General features: G+C 62.1%; 13 protein-coding genes. 5 read left to right on the top strand and 8 right to left on the bottom strand.

Annotation, left to right across the window (positions count from 1 at the left end; genetic code table 11):
• Positions 1-914: 914 nt before the first annotated feature.
• The 3 genes from Pka01_RS15435 (at position 915) to Pka01_RS15445 (ending at position 4,962) form a co-directional block, all read left to right on the top strand.
• The gene (locus Pka01_RS15435; RefSeq protein ID WP_203883446.1) at positions 915-2,177 is read left to right on the top strand and encodes an NsdA family TPR-like regulatory protein; all 1,263 of its coding nucleotides are present in this window, start codon (positions 915-917) and stop codon (positions 2,175-2,177) included.
• A complete protein-coding gene (locus Pka01_RS15440; RefSeq protein ID WP_239115008.1) occupies positions 2,152-2,667 on the top strand; it encodes an NUDIX domain-containing protein in 516 nt (171 codons plus the stop codon). The genes Pka01_RS15435 and Pka01_RS15440 overlap by 26 nt, the downstream gene beginning before the upstream one ends.
• Positions 2,668-3,726: 1,059 nt before the next feature.
• Positions 3,727-4,962: an HNH endonuclease gene (locus Pka01_RS15445; protein WP_203883447.1), complete on the top strand. Its 1,236-nt coding sequence runs from the start codon at positions 3,727-3,729 to the stop codon at positions 4,960-4,962.
• 149 nt (positions 4,963-5,111) lie between these two features.
• Here the strand turns inward: Pka01_RS15445 and Pka01_RS15450 are convergent, their stop codons facing one another.
• The 7 genes from Pka01_RS15450 to Pka01_RS15480 form a co-directional block, all read right to left on the bottom strand.
• On the bottom strand, positions 5,112-5,594 hold the full coding sequence (locus tag Pka01_RS15450; RefSeq protein ID WP_203883448.1) for a hypothetical protein: 483 nt from the start codon (positions 5,592-5,594) through the stop codon (positions 5,112-5,114).
• A gap of 337 nt (positions 5,595-5,931) precedes the next feature.
• Entirely contained in the window at positions 5,932-7,941 is a 2,010-nt protein-coding gene (locus Pka01_RS15455) for a hypothetical protein (protein ID WP_203883449.1), read from the bottom strand.
• A 156-nt stretch (positions 7,942-8,097) separates the two neighbouring features.
• Complete coding sequence (locus Pka01_RS15460; RefSeq protein WP_203883450.1) at positions 8,098-8,997, bottom strand: protein NO VEIN domain-containing protein; 900 nt, start codon at positions 8,995-8,997, stop codon at positions 8,098-8,100.
• 47 nt (positions 8,998-9,044) lie between these two features.
• Positions 9,045-10,931, bottom strand: a complete 1,887-nt coding sequence (locus Pka01_RS15465; protein ID WP_203883451.1) for a DEAD/DEAH box helicase — start codon at positions 10,929-10,931, stop codon at positions 9,045-9,047.
• Positions 10,931-12,343, bottom strand: a complete 1,413-nt coding sequence (locus Pka01_RS15470; RefSeq protein ID WP_203883452.1) for a hypothetical protein — start codon at positions 12,341-12,343, stop codon at positions 10,931-10,933. The genes Pka01_RS15465 and Pka01_RS15470 overlap by 1 nt, the downstream gene beginning before the upstream one ends.
• An 89-nt stretch (positions 12,344-12,432) precedes the next feature.
• Positions 12,433-13,503 (bottom strand): hypothetical protein, encoded by a 1,071-nt coding sequence (locus tag Pka01_RS15475; protein ID WP_203883453.1) that lies wholly within the window; start codon positions 13,501-13,503, stop codon positions 12,433-12,435.
• A gap of 331 nt (positions 13,504-13,834) precedes the next feature.
• The gene (locus Pka01_RS15480) at positions 13,835-15,001 is read right to left on the bottom strand and encodes a hypothetical protein (protein ID WP_203883454.1); all 1,167 of its coding nucleotides are present in this window, start codon (positions 14,999-15,001) and stop codon (positions 13,835-13,837) included.
• A gap of 216 nt (positions 15,002-15,217) precedes the next feature.
• Between Pka01_RS15480 and Pka01_RS15485 the strand changes: the two genes are divergently transcribed.
• Both Pka01_RS15485 and Pka01_RS15490 read left to right on the top strand, forming a co-directional pair.
• A complete protein-coding gene (locus Pka01_RS15485) occupies positions 15,218-15,916 on the top strand; it encodes a protein kinase domain-containing protein (RefSeq protein WP_373318150.1) in 699 nt (232 codons plus the stop codon).
• A 36-nt stretch (positions 15,917-15,952) separates the two neighbouring features.
• A complete protein-coding gene (locus tag Pka01_RS15490) occupies positions 15,953-17,239 on the top strand; it encodes an IS256 family transposase (protein WP_373318151.1) in 1,287 nt (428 codons plus the stop codon).
• Between the two features lie 64 nt (positions 17,240-17,303).
• Here the strand turns inward: Pka01_RS15490 and Pka01_RS15495 are convergent, their stop codons facing one another.
• Positions 17,304-18,836 carry an ISL3 family transposase gene (locus Pka01_RS15495; protein WP_203883456.1) on the bottom strand — a complete coding sequence of 511 codons (1,533 nt, stop codon included), beginning with the start codon at positions 18,834-18,836 and terminating at the stop codon, positions 17,304-17,306.
• Positions 18,837-18,846 lie beyond the last annotated feature (10 nt).

Raw genomic sequence — 18,846 nt, forward strand, 5'->3', positions numbered from 1 at the left:
TCAAGTTACAGGTCTATTACTAGCCGCCTATCACGTGAGCTGGGCGAATGCATATATGCGGCCTTCTCCGAGAAGGAGCTACTTCGCCAATCAATTAGAGATTTTTGTCCCACGAAAACAATGCAACTCGGTTCAAAGAGCGCTTGTAGAACTGCGGAGCGCCCGCCCGAGGGAACCAGAGTGCTACTCCTCGTCAGGTCACCCCTCCGCAGGCTCTCGGGAGAGTTTCCGGGTGGCTTTCGGTTGGAGTGCACTGGCCGACGTCGCGAATACGTTCCCGGCGAAGCGGCACAATCAACCGGGCGGCGCCGGGCGCGTCATCGAGCGGATGCGACTCCCATGACCAGGCCCGGCCCACCCAGCGAAAGCCGTGCCGGAGAGTCACCCAGACAACGAGTGCCGGAGCGAGACTGAGCGCCGGGTCACCTTCGCCTAGGCACAGGACATCGCGATCCTCGGTCGGGACTCCAAGGGCATCCAGTTCGCGCCGGAGGTTCGCGAGCGCCTCATCTTGGATCATGACCGCCCCTCCGCTGTACGGCGCCCCGCAACGGGCCTGATAATCGGAAGCCCTTCGAGACCTCCACGAGGTCCGAAGTTTCGCTCGATCTCCTGAGCCTGGCGCTCCAGTTGCGCTGGCGTCCGCGACTCGATGTGCGGCGCAACGGCGAGGTCGCGCGTTCTGGGCATGGCCCAGAAGTGGCCGGTGTGCTGGCCGTACCAGACGGTCCAGGACGGGAGGCGCGCCGCGAGCAGTCGCACGGCCTGTTTCGCGTTCTCATCCATGTGGGTGCCCTCACGTTTACCGGAAATCGGATCAGTCCCAGTAGAGGACCTGCGTCCGGGCGAACGGAGGATGACAATGAGGAGCATCAGCGGACACGACCCGTGTTCGGATGAGTGCGGAGGTGAACATGGCCGATCCCCCCCGATGGGCCATGCGGATCCGCGCGGAGCGCAAGGCTCGGCTGTGGGACGTCCACGCCATGGCGCGGCGTCTGCGTGATACCGCCGGCGACGACCGCCGCGACCTTCCCGACCACGAGGCTCTGGTGCGGTCCATCCGTCGCTGGGAGTCGGGGCGGATCAGCGTTCTGAGCGAGCGGTACCGGCTGCTGTTCTGCCGGGCGATGGGGGTGGACGAGGACGCTCTCTTCGCAGATGCGGATCCGGGCCATTCACAACACGTGTCCAGTGATTCAAGGGTTTCCGGTGATCCGACTGGTTATCCGCCTACAGCCCGGCATGACCTGAGCGCGATGACGGCCTTTCGTGGCGCGGACCGGCGGGTAGGCGGCGGTCACCTCTACGCCGCGGTAGTTGGCTACCTGGAACGGGATGTAGCACCGCGCCTGTTCGGAGGTGCCGACGGGCCGACGGCCTTCGTCGCGGCTGCGGCCTTGACCGAGATGGCCGGATGGATGGCGCACGATGACGGCCGGGACGACGCCGCAGGCCAGCACTTCTCCCGCGCCCTCGACCTTGCGGGCGTCGGAGGTGACCGTCAACTCGAAGCCCACATCCTCGGCAGCATGAGCCACCTCGCCCAGCACCGCGGGCGGGCGGCCGACGCCGTACGGCTGGCGCGCCGCGGAACGGAGATGCTGACGGGCACTCGTACGTCTGCCCCGGCGATGGAGGCGCGGCTGCTCATCATGGCCGCCCGCAGCTTCGCCTCGCTCGGGAATTCGACAGAGTGCACCGGCCTGCTGCTCCGAGCGGAACGGACCCTTGAACGCGAACAGACGAGTGACCCGTCGCCGTGGATCGGCCCGTTCGACGAAGGTTCGCTGGCGCTCGACGCGGCGCGTTCCATGCTCGCGCTCGGCCAACTCGGGGAGGCGCGTCGGCAGTCTCATCGTGCTGTCGCCCTACGTTCCGGAGATCAGACTCGTAGCCGGGCGTTGGGACAGCTCGTCCTTGCCAAGGTGCTGCTGGCGGAGGACCGCCCCGAAGAAGCGTGCCGAGTCGCAATGAGTGTCATCGACGACACGCGATCCCTGAGCTCGTTCGTCGTCACCCGTCAATTGGCAGATCTCGGCGGGCTCCTGGAGGCGTACCGTGGGGAGGAGATCATTGCCGAGTTCCAGATGGCTCTGGATGAGGCCCTAGCGGAGCGGCGCTGGCTGTACCAGTGGGGAGGATCTGATCGTGGACCGGGAAGCCCCGCTCTATGAGCGCGATCCTGTGGCCTGGAAGGTTCACCTTGCCGAGGGCAACGCCAAGCAGGCCCGTAAGCGTGTTGGTGCCGACGTCCTAATCCGCGACGAGCAGGGCCGGATCCTTTTGGTCGACCCGAAATACAAGCCGGACTGGGACCTACCGGGAGGCATGGTCGAAGCCAACGAGTCCCCCGCCGCCGCCGCACAACGTGAGATCAAGGAAGAACTCGGGCTCGACCTTGAGATCGGCCGCCTGCTCGTCGTGGACTGGGTCTCCCCTCACGGCCCGTGGGACGACTCCCTGATGCTCATTTTCGACGGCGGAGTCCTATCGAGCCAGCAAGCCGCGAGCGTCCATCTCGTTGATGACGAGCTAGTGGGATTCAGGTTCCAGGACGACCACCAGGCCGCCCAGCTACTCCGCCCCTACGTTTGGCGACGAGCCCAAACGGCACTCAAGGCGTTGAGTTCGGACGGCTTCCGTTACCTTGAGGACGCCACTTGACGGAGTTCTGGACGCAGGCGTCTTCATTCCAGCGGATGCGCTGCCAGGTACTCCACAGCGTCCTCGTTGGTAGCGAGCCATTCGGAGCAAGCGCCCCACTCCTTCCGATCTGTTCCTGCGTCGGAGAGAGCGACATATGCCACAGCTGGGAGGGCGCACGTACTCTTGCCGTGCGCGCTGCACCTGCCCTGTGCACCGTCCGTGGATGAGTTCGTGAACAGGCGTGGATTCCAGTGTTGGATTTCGGTGATCGTGGAGATCATTCGGGCCATATCGTGAGTCTGGATGCACGCGCCTTGCGGAGCAACAAAGACATGCTGTATTCGCAGTGCCCCGTCGTTCTCGCCTTGTGAGACGGAGCGAAACGGATGCGCGTCTGACCTGGACGTCAATGGCATAACGAGTTGATCTCGGCCCTGGGGGCGGACCCTCGGAAAGCAAGGAAGCCAGAACGTGCTGGCCTGCAGCCCACACCTGGACGCGCTCACATGCAGGCGTTCGCCGAGACGGTCCCGGGAGGGCGCCAGGTGGTCGCGCACGGAGCTGTAGCTGCCGCGGTAGCCGAGGCCGGCGATCTCCCGGTGCATGTCCAGCACGTTGGTGCAGCCCTCGTTCCAGCGCTGGTACCGATGAGCCTTGTAGGGGTCCAGCTTGCTCGGCCGTCCGACCAAGGGCGTGGCGAGCAGGTCGTCGACACGCTCGGCGCGGTAGAACCGCCGGGACGGCCTCCTTGGCCATCTCCAGCTCTCGCATACAAGCCGCCAGCGAGCAGCGAGTCTGCTTGGCATCACCGTCGTAACCAGATGCGACGGTCCTGAAGAGCATATAGATCAACATCGCGACAACCCGCCGGCGGTCGTGTTCGATCGCGGTGAGGTGGCACGCCTATTGCGTCTCGCTTGCGCATGACGTGAATGAGGTGCCCAGCACACGGGCAACCTACCGCTATCATGCGGTCAGACCCTCGCATTGGGCGAATTAACGGTCAAATCACACCTATTGGATGCTATCGCTATCAGGTTTAGCATTTAGTGCAATAGCTGTTCGTATCATTCCCCTATGGCGCTTTCCGATCTCCGTCGTGAGATGGTTCTGTCCGCTATAGAGGAGTACGACAAGCTGGGAAGGGACGCGTTTCTCGAGACCTACGGATACGGCCCGGCGCGCGGCTACTTCCTCCTATACGACGGCAAGCGGTACGACTCCAAGGCCATCGTCGGCGTGGCACATCGCGACGTGGACGGCTGGCCCTTGCGAGCCGAGGACTTCTCCGGCGGCAATGCCACCGTCGCACGCGCGCTGAGGGACCTCGGCTTCGAGGTCACCCGTCCAGGCGACATCATCGAGGGGCATTCGCTGGAGAGCCTGCTCGAGAAGATCCTCACACTCAAAACGGCCGCATCGGCCACGCCTGGCGCGCAGAAGCGGCACCAGCCTTTGACCCTTCTCTGGGCCCTTGGCGGAGCGGCCCGGGGCTACGATCGCCTGGTGCCGTGGAGAGATGCCTCTCCCGCACTCGAATCGCTCCTGCGGGAGTTCGGCCATGCCGGCGACGGCCTACATGCCGAGTTTCCCGTACTCCGTCTGTATCACCACGGGCTCTGGGACCTCCCTGGTCGAAACGACGTTCCAAGGGCCAGCGGCAGTGCGGCGCAGCGCTGGATGCGGCAGAACCAGCCGCTCAGCGGTTTACGCTCATGGGTACACGACCTCGTGACAGATCATCCGGCCGTACGCGCTCAGATCGTCCTGCGACTCCTCGACGAATACGTCCGCGACGTCGACCGCGACGAGTTACTCACGGCCACCCGGCTTGCCCCTGAACCCAACGCCATTCCGCCGGCCCAGGGCGAGGCCACACCTCTCCCCGACGGGACACCAACACCAAGCCGCCGCACGGTCACGACCAACCGCGTGATCCGTGACTCCGCGCTCGCGGAGCAGGTCAAACTCGTGCACAACCATCAGTGCCAGATCTGCGGCATTCGTCTCACGACCAGGCGAGGTCCCTACGCCGAAGGCGCCCACATCCGCCCGCTCGGCACGCCCCACAACGGCCCCGACGAGCCGGGCAACCTCCTCTGCCTGTGCCCCAACCACCACGTCCTGTTCGATGGCGGAACGATCACGATCAACGACGAGCTCGTAGCCATCGATGTCCCGACCCGCCAGCCGATCACCCCAATCCAGCTCGCCGACGGACACACGCCGGATCCCCGACACGTGGCCTACCATCGGCACGTCTCCGAGCACTCTCAGTCAACAGGTGCAGCGCAAGTGACCAAGGATTGCTAGGGGTTTGCAGAAGCAGACCGGTCACGACGGGCGCATGCGCCCGTGCCGTACGGCGTGGCGCTACACGCCTGAACCAGCCGGTCAGGGTCGCTGTGAACGAAGCCCAGATTCGAACGTGTCTGGACCAGTGCGGATGAGATCTCTGTCGATCAGTCCCACCACACGACGACGGCCAGCCCACGACGAGTGGCTTCTTCGTAGAACCTGAGCAATGCTGCTAAGTGCATGGTCAGATAGCCGCGAGGGCCATCAGAGCCCGGCGGGGCTTTGTCGGGGGCCGACCAAGCTGCATGGTCTTCCGGTGGCACGAGGGCAGACACAGCGTTAGGGAGATTGCGGAAGACCGTCGCGACCTCGCCAACGGCGTCAGCATCAAGGGCCGTGACGGGATGCTCCCAAATGGTGTCGGGATGGTCTCGGTAGGCCGGGTTGACTTCGGCGTCACCACGGAGAGCACGTCGCAGGGCTGCGACGGCGTGCGGGGCGGCCCCTGAGAGTTCAGAGATCTGGATCAGGCTTGAGGGCGCCCAGTCCAAATCAAGGTGATCACCGTCAGGGGCAAGCTTGAAGGAGCACAACCGGTGCAACTCGCGGACCGACCGGCGGCAGGCAACGAGCACCGTCTCGGGCACTCGGACAAGCTGCTGCGTTATCGCCACGCCAGGAGTCTGGCAGAGCCAATTAAGTGATCGAGAAAGCAACCTATCTTCACGTCTATCAAGGCGGACCGCCTGCGGCGGCCCGCTCACGCGCCGGTCGGCCAGCCGACCGGGCTGCGGCTCTTCGGCCGATCCCGGCCGGCGCCGCCCCGTGCGCTTAGAGCATCCGGGGAACGCCGGACGGTTCATGACCGCCGCGACCGGAGCGAACGAGACCAACTTACCTAGGAGCCCATGGCAAACCTAGAACCCGTACGAGGCTCTGCCCCTGCGCGCGCGGCGCTCTCGAAGGCGCCCGTCGATATATGACCTATCCATTTTGAGGCACCTGAGCCTCGTCGGATGGTTTTGTTTCCGCTTCTTTTACTTCCGGCCTGAGAAAGGCGGTATCGGCAAGGCCGCGATGCACGCTCTCTTGCCAATCGCCACTGAATGATCCGATCTTCAAAAACACTTCGGCTACAATGCTCAAGAAGGTTGACTCGTCGTCGTGTCCGGGTTCAGGGCGATGAGGCTCAACCGGAAGAGTACCTTGTGGAACAACATCGAGAAGCAGGTCGAGCGTGCATGCCCGCACCCCGCGCTTGGCGTGGTCAGTCTCGTTTTCGCTGTGTACGATCTCACAGCCTGCGGCTCGAAACCCCGCGGACTGCAAGGCAGAGAAAAGCGCCGTCCACGCCTTAGGGCTACGGTTAGCGTAGCTGAAGATAAGGTGGCCGTCTGGTCTCAGGATTCGTCGCGTCTCCTTGAAGATTCGAAGAAGTAGGTCTTCGTATGCGCCATTATGTGTTAGCTGACCAACGGCCGCATTTACGACAGCCTCACCTAGCAATGGACCGTCAGTCAGCTGTGCCCATGCGCGAAATGGGAGGGAAAGCTCGGAGTACTGAACATCGTCGTGGTATGGGGGATCGGTCAGTGCGAGGTGTACGCAGCGATCGGGAAGCAGGAGTTGTTCTGATGAGCCTTCAACCACTCTTACGTCGGCGTCGAACAGCGCATCATCTCTGTCCACGTTCGTAAGCAGAGGCCCCTCGACTACAAGTTGTTTTTCGGTCTTTGCGTGAAGCCAAGTTGCGGCTTTCACAAGTTGGGTGAGCCGGCGCAACACCGTACCTCGACCGCTGTTGACCGTCCCCCAAACGTTTGGTTCAACAGCCAGTGTTGTGAGGTTAAATCGATGCCCAGCCATCGATTCATAGCTCTTGAGATAGTACCGATCCCAGCGAGATAGATGTCCCGCCATTTCTGCGGATCCGATGATCGCAATCTCGACAGCACGCACGACTGCTGGATCCGAGGAGCACTCCTTGGCAACCGCGAGCAGCCGCTCAAGGAGGATCCGTTGGCGAATAGGATAAAGCTGCTCCCACCGCGTGAAGCCGTGGCGAATGAGAACTCTCGTCTCTTGGCCTACAGGTATCGTCCCTAGCGTCCTCTGTGGCGCTTCATGAGCGAAGTTTGCTGCTTCCAGTTCACCTTCGGTAGGCACTTCGATTTCTCGACGGCCTGGACGGCTGCGTTCGACGAGGACGACTTCCCATTGCCAAGTCTCGGCCCGGTCGTCGAGGCGGTCAATGTGGCCGCAGGGGCATTGAATTTTGCGTCTAGCTGTGTAATTAGCACCTGGGTCTGTGAGGACCCGGCAATGCGGACAGGGCGCGGGTGTCGTTGATAGTCCCTGAAAAAGGTGACCATTTGGGCATGCGAGGAAGGCTTCGGGGCGACCTCGCTCACGACGCGAGAGCAACGTGACAAGGGCATACGGGAACATTCGAGTCCGTTTCCCGCATGCTGTACATTCACCGGTTGCCACCCGGAAGGTATGAGAGACCAACCCGCGACTGCCGTCGGACAGAGTGGTGCCGTACGCGGCGTGTACTTCAGCGTTCACTCGATGTGCGAGCGTTGCCTGCGCCTCTCTGAGCTTCTCCGGTGCAGGGAGCCCGAGCATAGCGGCCAGCCCCGTCGCGGCCCAAGGGTTGAGGTCCTGCGCATAGATCTTGTGACCACGCGTGGCGGCTGCCAATGGGATGACGCCTCCACCTGCGAAGACATCGGCGATGAGCATCCTGCCGGATTGATCGCGTGCGGCGGCGTCGATGATCGCACCATTGACAGCCTCAGTACGGCGCGCCCACCAGCGGTAGGTACTGATCGGAGGGAGATGCACTTCGCGGTTACGGCTCTCAGCCCGAGCCTGTGCGCTGACGGCTTTCGCATGGAGGTGGCGAAGTGGGCTGCGTAGTAGGGCAGCGCTGGTCGCGGAATGCGGCTGGACGTGAGCGACTCCCGCGTCCGATTGGGCCACGACCGTCATGGTCATTCTCCTCATCTTGCCTTACCGTCAGGCGTTGAGCTTGACGCTACGCTAGCAAGAGGCTCGCGTCGCGTTATTACACTGGCCAAAACAACTGGCCGGTCGATCATAGTTGCTGATCAACCGCTGTTGTGAGCGATCGATATAACTATTGGTTTAGTTCCGGTCAAGAGGGAGACCAGGGCGAAGCTGACTATCTGGAATCGTCATTCGGGCGTTGGCCCACCGACCCATTAAGTCATTCGCTGGAGTTGTATCGATCGGAAGTGCAGAAGCAATATCCCAATAGGTGAGCCAGCCAATGACGCGCATGGCCAGCTCGCCATTCGGACCGCTGATCTCTTGTCGAGCTATGACTATGGCCCAGGATGGGTCATTGGCCCCAATGGTCGCTTCATTGCGGCTGAGGTAGAAATCGATACGAGTGCCAATTGACCTGGTGGCTTTCACTTCGAGGTGGTGTCTACGGCCCCGGCAGTCGGGACTCGTGACGTCGTAGCCGAGCGTGTCATCTTCAAGGCTTAGTCGGGCCACATGATCAGCAAGGTCCGCTCGATCCTTGGCTAGCAAGTACTTGCGGCATGCGGCAACGACGGCTTCCTCCCCCTCAGCACCGATTTCGGCCAAGAGCGCGACGTCAATTTTCCGAGCGGTGGACAAGACGAATGCTGTACGACGATTGGGGTCTGCGAAAACAGCTTGCAGGAGGTGGGCTGCGTCTGCTGGCACCCGTTCCCAATACACCTCATCACCGGATGCGAACGCGGAGAGCCACATGTCATGGCGTTGGCTCAGCACCCGTTCGAGGAGTGCTTCAACGAAAGCGTCCGACGGCAACGAGCGAAGTGCAACTAGGTCGCGGTGAGGCCTTACCAACTCCTCATGCTCGACCAGGAGGCCAAGTTCAGTTAGTAGGCGTTGTCCAGCCACCAGGGAGGAACGATCGTGCAAGCCTCCAGTCGGAACGTGAAGATAGCTTCGACCGAGATCTTCGGCTGAGCTACCGACATCACCTACGCAACGTGTGACCCAAAAGGCTGCCTGCATCTGCAACATGGTCGGTAACCGTCGAGCCATAGTTACCCTGCTGCTGTCGGTCGCCACTATGGCTCACCCCGGAGATGCGCGAACAGGGCTTGCAAATCCTGGGTGTCGTCGACGGCATACCCGTATCCTTCCTCGTCTTCTTGCGGCAGGGCCATAGTCACGAGGTCTGGGTCGTTCAGCATATTACCGAGAGCTGTCGCTTTGATTCGAATTCGTTCATCAACGACGTCGTCGATGGTTCCGGAAGTAACGAGGAAAGTTAGATTGGTCTCGACCCTCGGCGGCAGGCCAAGCCGGTGAATTCGGTCGATGCTCTGGAGGTACTGTCCAGCATTGAAGGTGCGGTCAAGATAGATCGCATCATGACACACCTGGTGGAGACTGACGCCCTCGCTCATTGCGGCCGGGTTAGCGAGCAAGATCATGCAGCTGGGATCTTCGCGGAACCGCTGGAGCTCCGACTCTCGAGTGAGCTGCGCGGTTGGACTACTCGTCTCGGATGGGACACCACCGTAGATGAGAGCCGGCTCGTACCGGTTGAACATGCGATGCAGAGCATGAAGGTTGCGGACAAAGTTCGACCATATAAGAGTTTTCCGGCCATCCTCCGCGTTGCGGCTGACAAGACGGGCAAGCTGCTGGAACTTCGCAGGTGTCTCGTATTGGTTGTAACGCTGGATCAGATCCCACAGTCGACTGCCTGGCTCGACCGGAAGTGGAGGGTGCCGGAAAATCGGCGGGTCGACGTCACTCGAGCCTGCTGCGAGTAGGTGAGGGTTGGTAGCTGCCTCAAGTAGGTACATGACAATCGTGCCCATCTTGCTAAGCTCAGCACGATCGTTCATGCTAACTGCCAGCAATCCGGCATAGCGGTCGCGAAGCGCCATGTAGATGTCTCGGTGTAGGCCCTCAAGGGTCACATGTTCGATACGCAGGTTCGGAGCGGTTAATCCCAGCTCTTCCTTGCGAGTCCGCACGAACAGCGGCCGGATTGCAGCGGCGACGTCGTGGGTGACCTCGGGCGCGGGGCGCCTCGTTAGCGCAGGCTGCGGCAGGATGCGTCGCGCCTGCCCGGGCCAGAGAAAATCAAGAAGGGCTACGAAGTCACCGGAAGCCTGCGGAGCAGGGGTACCGGTGAGAACATCGCGGCGATCGGCGCTGAATGCCAGGTCGAGGCACGCGCTACCATGGGTTCCGCTCCGTCCTGCCTTAATCCGGTGCGCCTCGTCGAGCAAGACGAGTGTAGGCACCTTCGATACCCAAGTCGCTAACTCATCGTAGTTTGATGCGAGCCTGTGGTAGTTCACCAGCAGCACCTCTACATCACTGGACGCGTACTCGTTGTAGATCTCGATACGAGGGCGCTCGCCAGGGGCGAAACATTCTTCGGCCTCGCTCTTCCACGCATCGAAGGCAGACAGGGGCGCTACCACGAGCATCCGACTAATGCGTCCGGCAGCCCGCTCAGCTTCGTACACCGCGTAGGCGACAGTGGTTTTCCCAGCCCCGGGAACAGAAAAATTGGCCCCGTGAGGAAGAGCGAGTAGACGGCTTACATCCCGGAGTTGGAAAGGCTTGAGATCCCGCCGGAACCGGCTCTCTGCGAGACGTGCTCGCACCTCGTCCTCGGTCAAGGCCGAATTGCTCGCCATGACTGAGTCGAGCTGGCGACGATCGCTACCAATCTGGCTAATGATCTCCCGGACCCGCGGATCCCACTCCAGCTTCACCCGATAGGCGGCACAAGCAGGCTTAAGCCATCCGAGGTTCCCTCGAAAGCGGGACAGCGGGACATGAACCGCCTGACCTGGGTCGCCGTCATAACCCCACTCAACTCGAAGCTGCCCCCAAAAAACATCTGGCACTCCGTCGCCGCGCTCGGCGATGATCGTTGGAGGGTTCCCAGGTCCCAGCCGAAGCGTGACGACAGATACAGCAGTCATCAGCTACCGCCATCTTCGATCATCCGAATGCCGGCATCCTGCAGGACCATCATCAGCTCATCGTGTGAGCGCATGTAGTCCTCGTAGACTGTCTGTAGTTTGTTGATACTGAACGATTGATGCCGTGCAACGGCCGTCAAGGCATCACGGGCTCGGTCGCAGGAGTCGCGCGCATTCTCCAGATGCCGCATGGGGGAACGAAGTTCATCTTTGCCTTTGTTGTCCTGATCCTTAACGGCAATCGCAACAGTCAACGCCGTATTCACAGCCGCCACAAAGACCCGCTTGGGCATGGAGACAGGAGAGTCGTCCACACCGGCGGGCAAGACGACGGCGTCGTCATCGTTGGTGGTGGCGAGGACGCGGTAGATCGGTAGCAGCGTCACCTGGCTGGTGCCAGCGACTTCATCGCCGACATCGTCGAGGATGTCGAGACCATCTAGATCCTCATCGTCAATGTTGCCGATCGATCCTGTCGCTAGCTCCACCGCGATCGCCTTGAGGGCTTCTTCCTCCTCAAGTGCCTGGACTACATAGTTGTTGAGCAGCGTCTCATCGATCTGGCGTACCTTCCGGTAGTCCAGACCTGCGAGCATCCCAGCGACCTTCGCGTCCCGCACGCGCAGCGCACCTTGAGGATCTTTCTTACGGTGACTTTCGTAGGCGCTGTCGATGTCCTTGATATTCTGGATCTCGTCATCGAAGTAGTCGTACGTAAGCTTCCCGGCACTGGTTGCCATGATCGTCTCGATGAGTTGTAGCAGGCGGGCGTTCGTTTCCACATGCTGGGCCGCTTGTTTACGATGAGCCTCCTTGTTCCTGTCCAGTGCGCGGTCCATCTCCAGACCGATCCGCTCGGGACTCCAACCGGCATCGAGTAGATCCTTGATGAAGATCAGCTCATTGGTGAACGAGTAATCCTGGCGGACATCCGGGCTCATCTGAAAGCCCAGCTCGAGTTCCGTCAACTCTGCCTGGGTAGCGTCGGCCGGAAGTACCTGCACCTTGATGTACTGCACGCCGAGTTCGCATAGCGCAACGAGCCGGGTGTTGGCGTTGACTAAGACGCCTTCACGCGTAATTACGCCCGGGTCCTGCTGCTTGTCGCGCGCCAGGGTCGCCTTGATCCTTGAGTACCCGGACGTCTCGCGAATGATTTCCGCGATCAGGTGCTGCGCCTCCTCCCCGAACGGGTCGTCAGCAATGACCTGACCGCGACCTCCTAGGGAGTTGACTTGAGCCTTGATCCGGTGGCTGTAAGGGTTCAGCAGTGCGTGCGTAACTGGTACCTGCACCACTGGCCAAGGCACATCCTCCCCACGCCACCGCAGAGGGCGCCGCTCCGGGTGGTCCCCGCCAACGGCGTTGACCGTCTCCTCGATGAGGTTGCTACGTGCGTGGCGGCTGATCATTATTCGTCTCCCACGTTGTTGCGTGCCCAGTGCATGAGTCGACCAGACAGAGCCAAGAATGCACTTGGGCTACGACAATTCCGACGCATCTACGCGACATCGTCTGGGAGCATGTCCCTTACAAGCTGATCGAGCGTCAACTCTGTGTAGGTTCGGCCGTCGAAGGCATGCACCAATTCGGCAGACTCCGTCCGCTTCGCCCATCCAGGACCGATCAGCACCACCGCAACGGGCACGCGGAACTTCGGTGGCAACTGCAGGAGCTTGCCCCCGCTCTTGTTCGCCGTACCTCCATCCGTAGCCACAGAGACAGCGATCGCATGAGTGTGCCCCGCTGGCTCCGCCAGAACTGTGACCTGTGCGGATACGCTCTCCGTGTCATTGAGGCTTTCCTTCAACACCTGGTCCCGGGCCACAGCCAGTGCCGCCAGCGCCTCACGCGCGGCCTTGTCCCTCTTCAGCCGACGGTAGGGCACCTCGTGCTCCTCAAGCAGCCGACAGAGCTCGTCTGTGACCTGGGCCTGCACTTTCGATGATGTGCTATTACGATGCGCTCCCCAAGAGGTCCCAACAACGCGCTGGGCAAGGAGTGTCTCATAAGGGGCACCCTCGGCTCGCAGCTGCTCGATGAGGTCCCACCCGCGTGGGGCAATCTCATCGGCGAACAACATTTCCACCGGACGCCGGGCGACGGCGGTCGGGTTCCGCGGTTTTACCGTCCCGCGTACCACCCGGTCGATCACATTAAAGGCCGCCGAGATTTGGGTTACGGACCACGCGCGCCCCGGATCATTGGGCAGTTGCCCATCCGCTCGGTCTCGCAACTCCTTGTACGTCATCCCCGCGACAGCACATAATGTCTGTATTACCCACGGATCTTGCGTCTGGGCCTGGTAGACGGCTGTCTCGTTGACGTCCTGGAGCGTTCCCGAATGGGTGAATGTAGCAAGTCTCTCCAGCGCCTTCCGGTAGAAGACCGGGGGAGTCACGGTGTCGATGTCCAGCAACTCCGACGAAGGATCCATCTCCGATTTCAGGTACATCTTCCGTGCAGACTGTAACGCCTGGTTTCCCAAGTCCGCGATCTCGCCCTGGGCTTCACGGGAAAGAATGGCCAGCGCTGAGAGGAGCTCACGGGTACGAGTCCCGGAGGGCATCATCCGACCTTCTTGCACCCACTTCAGTGCGTCGCGAGTAGAATGACGCCTTGTCGTCCGACGTAAATAGGACTCCGCTTCTGCGAGTTCCACGTGATCCCCTTTCGACATGTCATATCACAGTAGCCGCAGCGGCAATGGGCTTGACAGTACACCTCGCACCGCCCGCCTGATGGCGGCCGGCATCGACACGGCCAACTCGAGGGCGTAGATGCTGCGCGTCGCTTCGGATGCTCGCGACTTTGACCGCCCTGTGTTCTGGTCGGCTTGTCACCGGGTGATGTTGGGTCACGAGTGGAACACACAGGAAACACCGCCACTCCATCCGTCGAACTCAGGCGAGTCCGAATAGATGGGGCATTGGATCGACCGTAACCATCTCATCGAGGGTCGCTAGCGTGAAGACGCGTCCGTCGCATTCCTGCACTACCGGCCCCAGCGCGTCCGCTGTTCTAGTCCATCCCAATCCACCCAGAACGGCGAAGACCGGTATACCGCCAAGGCGGTTAGCCTCGACGCGAAGGCCTCTGAATCTTGCAGCCTTATCACGAGCTGTCCCCCCGTCGTTCGTAGTCTTGCATTCCAGCATGCCCCGCAGAGTGCCGTTTGCGTCATGAACGACAAAATCGGGCGCAGGTTGCACGGTGAGATTAAATCTGGAAGCAATTTCCGCCTGGTTTGTATTTCCTGTTCGCACAAAAGGGATGCCGTGCCGCTCAAAGAGCTCCTGAACGGCATCTTCGATTCTGTCGCCTCGCTGCGTGCTACCCGAGTTGAGCACTTGCAGAAAGGAACCTCCATAGTGGCGCTGATGAAGGAAGACGGGATAAGGAACTCCCTCAGTGGAATATTGGCGCACGCTATTCCAGCCATGAACCAGATCGGGGCGATCTTGCTTGGTTCGGAGGCCAGCTGCCGCTTCGGGGAAGAGTGTTTTCGTTATACCTCTAGAAATTGTCTCTGCCAACACTCGCGGTATGACAGCCTTTGAGGACTCTCGGCCTTGCTCCATCGACTTAATTCGACTTTCCGATACGGGCTCTGCGGCAATATCAAGATGGTCGGTCGACATAGGCAACTGATTGCTTTTGTAGCGTTCCCCCGCGTCTGCCTGAAGTGTTGCGGCAACAACCTTCGTGGCGGCCGCGAGCTCCTTAGGTATATAGCCCAAAAGAAGACGGAAGATCCGAAGCGTTTCAGGCTTAATAGCGAGGCAGCGCTCAAGATCTGCACTGGAGACGTTGGCGAAGCCCTCCGTCAACTCCATGGCTGCATCGTAGGCAGCCTGAATAACAGGAAGCTCGAAATCTTCCCGTAGATCAACATATGCGAAGTCCGGCGTAAGATTAGGGACATATAAATCTTTGGCCAGCTTGGCAAAGACCTTGCGCCAGTCAGCGCGGCCAAACCTCTCAGGAATCTGGCGAACTAGGTTAACCCGCGCGTTCCATGAGGACGCATTGGTGATCGCATCTACGGTGCGCTCCACAGAGGGGGACATAGAGGGCAAGACTAGCGACCTTAGATCAAGGTCTGCCATAACTTCCGCGTACCTGGCGTCGAGCTCCTCCACGCGCCACTTATGCCCCTTGGTTCTCCGCTGCCACGCCACTCGTATGGGTGATGTGGGTCAGCTAGAGACTGAATCACCGCCCTGGGCACCCGCGATGTCGATAATATGCCGTTTGCTCCCGACGGTGTCCCGCTTGCGGAAAGGATGCTCCACGTGGCGAACGGACCTCTGCCGTCTGCGGTGGCGGGAGATCCGGACCGGATAGGTCCGTTCCGCATCATCGGCCGTCTCGGTGTCGGCCGCATGGGGATCGTTCACGCAGGGCTTGCATCGGATGGGACACGTGTTGCCGTTAAGGCGATCCGGGCAGACTATGCGAACGACCCTAATTTCCGTGCGCGCTTCGCCCGAGAGGTTGACACATGCGCAGGGTCAGGGCCCTGCCTCGTCCCGCTCCTGGACGCCGACACGCGTGCGCAACAACCCTGGCTTGCCACAGCGTACGTCCCCGGACCGACCCTCAACGCGCACGTCTCCGCCCACGGACCTCTGTCCGGGATTCGACTCCACGCTCTGGCGGCGGGTACAGCGGCTGCGCTGGCGGCGATCCACAGTGCAGGCATCGTGCATCGGGACCTCGAGCCCGGCAACGTCATCCTTTCCCCGGCCGGCCCACGGGTCCTGGACCTCGGTATCGCACACGCCGTCGACGAGACCGCGATCCGCGGACCTGCGCGTGGACTGGCACCCACGGCTGGTCGAGCCCGGAGCAATACCGCAACGAAGCAAGTGGACCGGCTTCGGACGTCTTCACTTCGACCGAGGCCTTCCTTGATCGCTATGAGGGGCCGGAACGCCGTCGCATCAACATCCTCGATCGGGACTGTAAGACGAACGGTGTAACTCCTGATCAAGGAGACGCACCTGATGAGTACTGTGATCCAGGCATCGACGGAGATCGACCTGGAGGACGCCGCGGTGGCGCGGAAGGACGAAGCCTCAGACCGTGAGCTGGTGGCCAAGCTGGTCGACCAGGCCCGCTCCGAGGGACTGGAGTTGGTCGGTGAGAACGGGCTGCTGGGCCGGCTGACCAAACTCGTGTTGGAGTCGGCGCTGGAAGGCGAGATCACCGACCACCTCGGCTACGACAAACACGATCCGGTCGGCCGGGGCAGCGGCAATACCCGCAACGGCACCCGCACCAAGACCGTCATCGCTGACGTGGGTCCGGTGGAGATCACTGTTCCGCGGGATCGGGACGCCAGCTTCGAGCCGAAGATCGTGCGCAAACGGCAGCGGCGCCTGTCGGGGGTCGATGAGATGGTCATCTCGCTGGCCGCCAAAGGGCTGACCACCGGGGAGATCTCCGCGCACCTGGCCGAGGTCTACGGCGCGCAGGTGTCCAAGCAGACCATCTCCACCATCACCGACAAAGTCATCGACGGGATGACCGAGTGGCAGAACCGACCGCTCGACCCCGTCTACCCGGTCGTGTTCGTCGATGCGATCCACGTGAAGATCCGTGACGGGCAGGTCGCCAACCGGCCCATCTACGTGGCGATGGCGGTCACCGTCGACGGCGAGCGCGACATCCTCGGGTTGTGGGCCGGCGACGGCGGTGAGGGCGCCAAGTTCTGGCTGCACGTCCTGACCGAGATCAAGAACCGGGGCGTCGGTGATGTGCTGATGGTCGTCTGCGATGGCCTGAAAGGGTTGCCGCAGGCGATCGAGCAGGCCTGGCCCCTGGCGGTCGTGCAGACCTGCGTGGTGCACCTGCTGCGCGCTAGCTTCCGATACGCCGCCCGCCAGCACTGGGACGCCATCGCCAAAGCGCTACGGCCCGTCTACACCGCACCGACCGAAGCCGCAGCCCTCGAACGGTTCGTGGAGTTCGCCGACGCCTGGGGCGGCAAGTACCCAGCGATCGTCAAACTGTGGCAGGACGCCTGGGCCGAATTCGTCCCGTTCCTCAACTTCGACACCGAGATCCGCCGGGTCATCTGCTCGACCAACGCAATTGAGTCGGTCAACGCCCGCATCCGCCGGGCGGTCAAAGCCCGAGGCCACTTCCCGAACGAGCAGGCCGCGCTCAAATGCGTCTACATGGCGATCATGAGCCTGGACCCGACAGGGCAGGGCCGCAAACGCTGGGTCACCCGGTGGAAAGCCGCCCTCAACGCCTTCGCCATCACCTTCGAAGGCCGCCTGTCCCCGAACCCCCGATAGAACCAATCAAGATCGAGTTACACCGTTCACTGGGCTCTGTCTCTCTTTCGGTGGTGACGGAGCGTTAGGCCAAGAGAATGCGGTGGCGGAGCAACGCGAAGCTGGCCCGGCCGTGCATCTGGCGCATGATGCGCTTCGTCTTCGTGTTGACGCCTTCGGTGCCGCCGTTATGGAAGGGCAAGGTGACGGCCGCGCGGACGGCATCGCGGTCCTGGTCGAGGCCGCGGATGAAGGCATGCAGGTGAGGCAGATCGCAGGTCCGGGCGGTGGCGATCCACGCGTCGAGACGCTCGGCGTTGCCCTCGTGTGGCCGCAGCAGGTCGGCGAAGCCGCGCACGAGCTCGGCCAGGTCGATCATCTGCGGGCAGGCGGTGGTGAGGTCGTCCAGCAAGCGGCGGTGCTCGTCCGTCAGGCTGTCGGGCCGGGTGAGCAGGAGCCGAGCAAAGCGGCGAGGAGAGATGGGCAGACGGTCGGCCTCGACCCGGCCTTGGGTGATGTAGCGGTAGAGAAGGTTGAAGCTGCCCTGATAGCCGAGGGCTTTGATCTCGTTGAACAGATGCAGAACGGGGACGGCGGGGTCGTCGGACCGGCGGCGGCGAAGATGGTCGCGGTAGGGGTCGACAAGGGTAGGCCGGTATTGCGGGGCGCGTTGCAGGCGTTCGGGTTCGCCCACGCGGGCGTAGCGCTTGACGGTGTTGAGGGACACGTTCAGCCGGCGGGCGCATTCCAGCAGGCCGACGCCCTTGCCGAGCAGATCGTGGACCTGATGCCAGCGCTCGCGGGTGGTCTGCGCGCGTTTGCCGTCCTGCAGGGGCGGCCCGGCCTTGGCCCAGCAGGCACTGTGTCCGGCTACTTCTTTCAGAACGGCCTCGCCGAGGTTGTGCCACAGGTGCCAGCGGTCGGTGACCTGGACGGCGTCCGGCAGTGCGCGGCGCACGGCTTCGGCGTAGGCGCCTGAGCCGTCCCGGCACACGATCTGCACGCCGGGATGAGCACGAAGCCAGGCTTCCAGGACATCGGCGGTGCGGCCGGGCAAAACGTCGATGCGTTCGCGTGTTTGGGCGTCGATCAGAACGGTGGCGTAGTGGTGACGCCGGCGCAGCGCGAAGTCATCGACGCCGAGCACACGGGGCACCCGAGGCTGGGGCGACGGCACGCGCAGCAAAAGGCGCAGCGCGGTGTGCCGGGACAGGCCGACAGCCAGTGCGGATAAGGCACGCACGCCGGCACGTCCAGCCAGTTCGCGGACCACCGCACCGATCTGCGAGGTCAGACGAGTGGTGCGCCGCTGGTAGCGCTCCAGTACACCGGGCAGCTGTTCGCGGAAGGTCTGACGGCAGCCGCGGGTCGGGCAGACCAGGCGGCGAATTCTTACCACCACCAGCACACGGCGCGCATCGACCGGGACATCGGCGACGGTCCGGTCGTGATAGCCGTGCACCCGCGCTGTCTCAGCCCCGCACCCCGAGCAGGCGACCGACCCGTCCGGAGTTCGCGCCCGCACGCGGATCCGCTCGCCGTCGTCCACGACGTCCTTCACCACCAGCGGCGACAACCCCGAAAACACGACGCCCACAAGCTCATCAAGATCAATCATGACTCACTGT

Origin of the sequence: Planotetraspora kaengkrachanensis (assembly GCF_016862895.1) — a bacterium.
Classification (GTDB): domain Bacteria; phylum Actinomycetota; class Actinomycetes; order Streptosporangiales; family Streptosporangiaceae; genus Planotetraspora; species Planotetraspora kaengkrachanensis.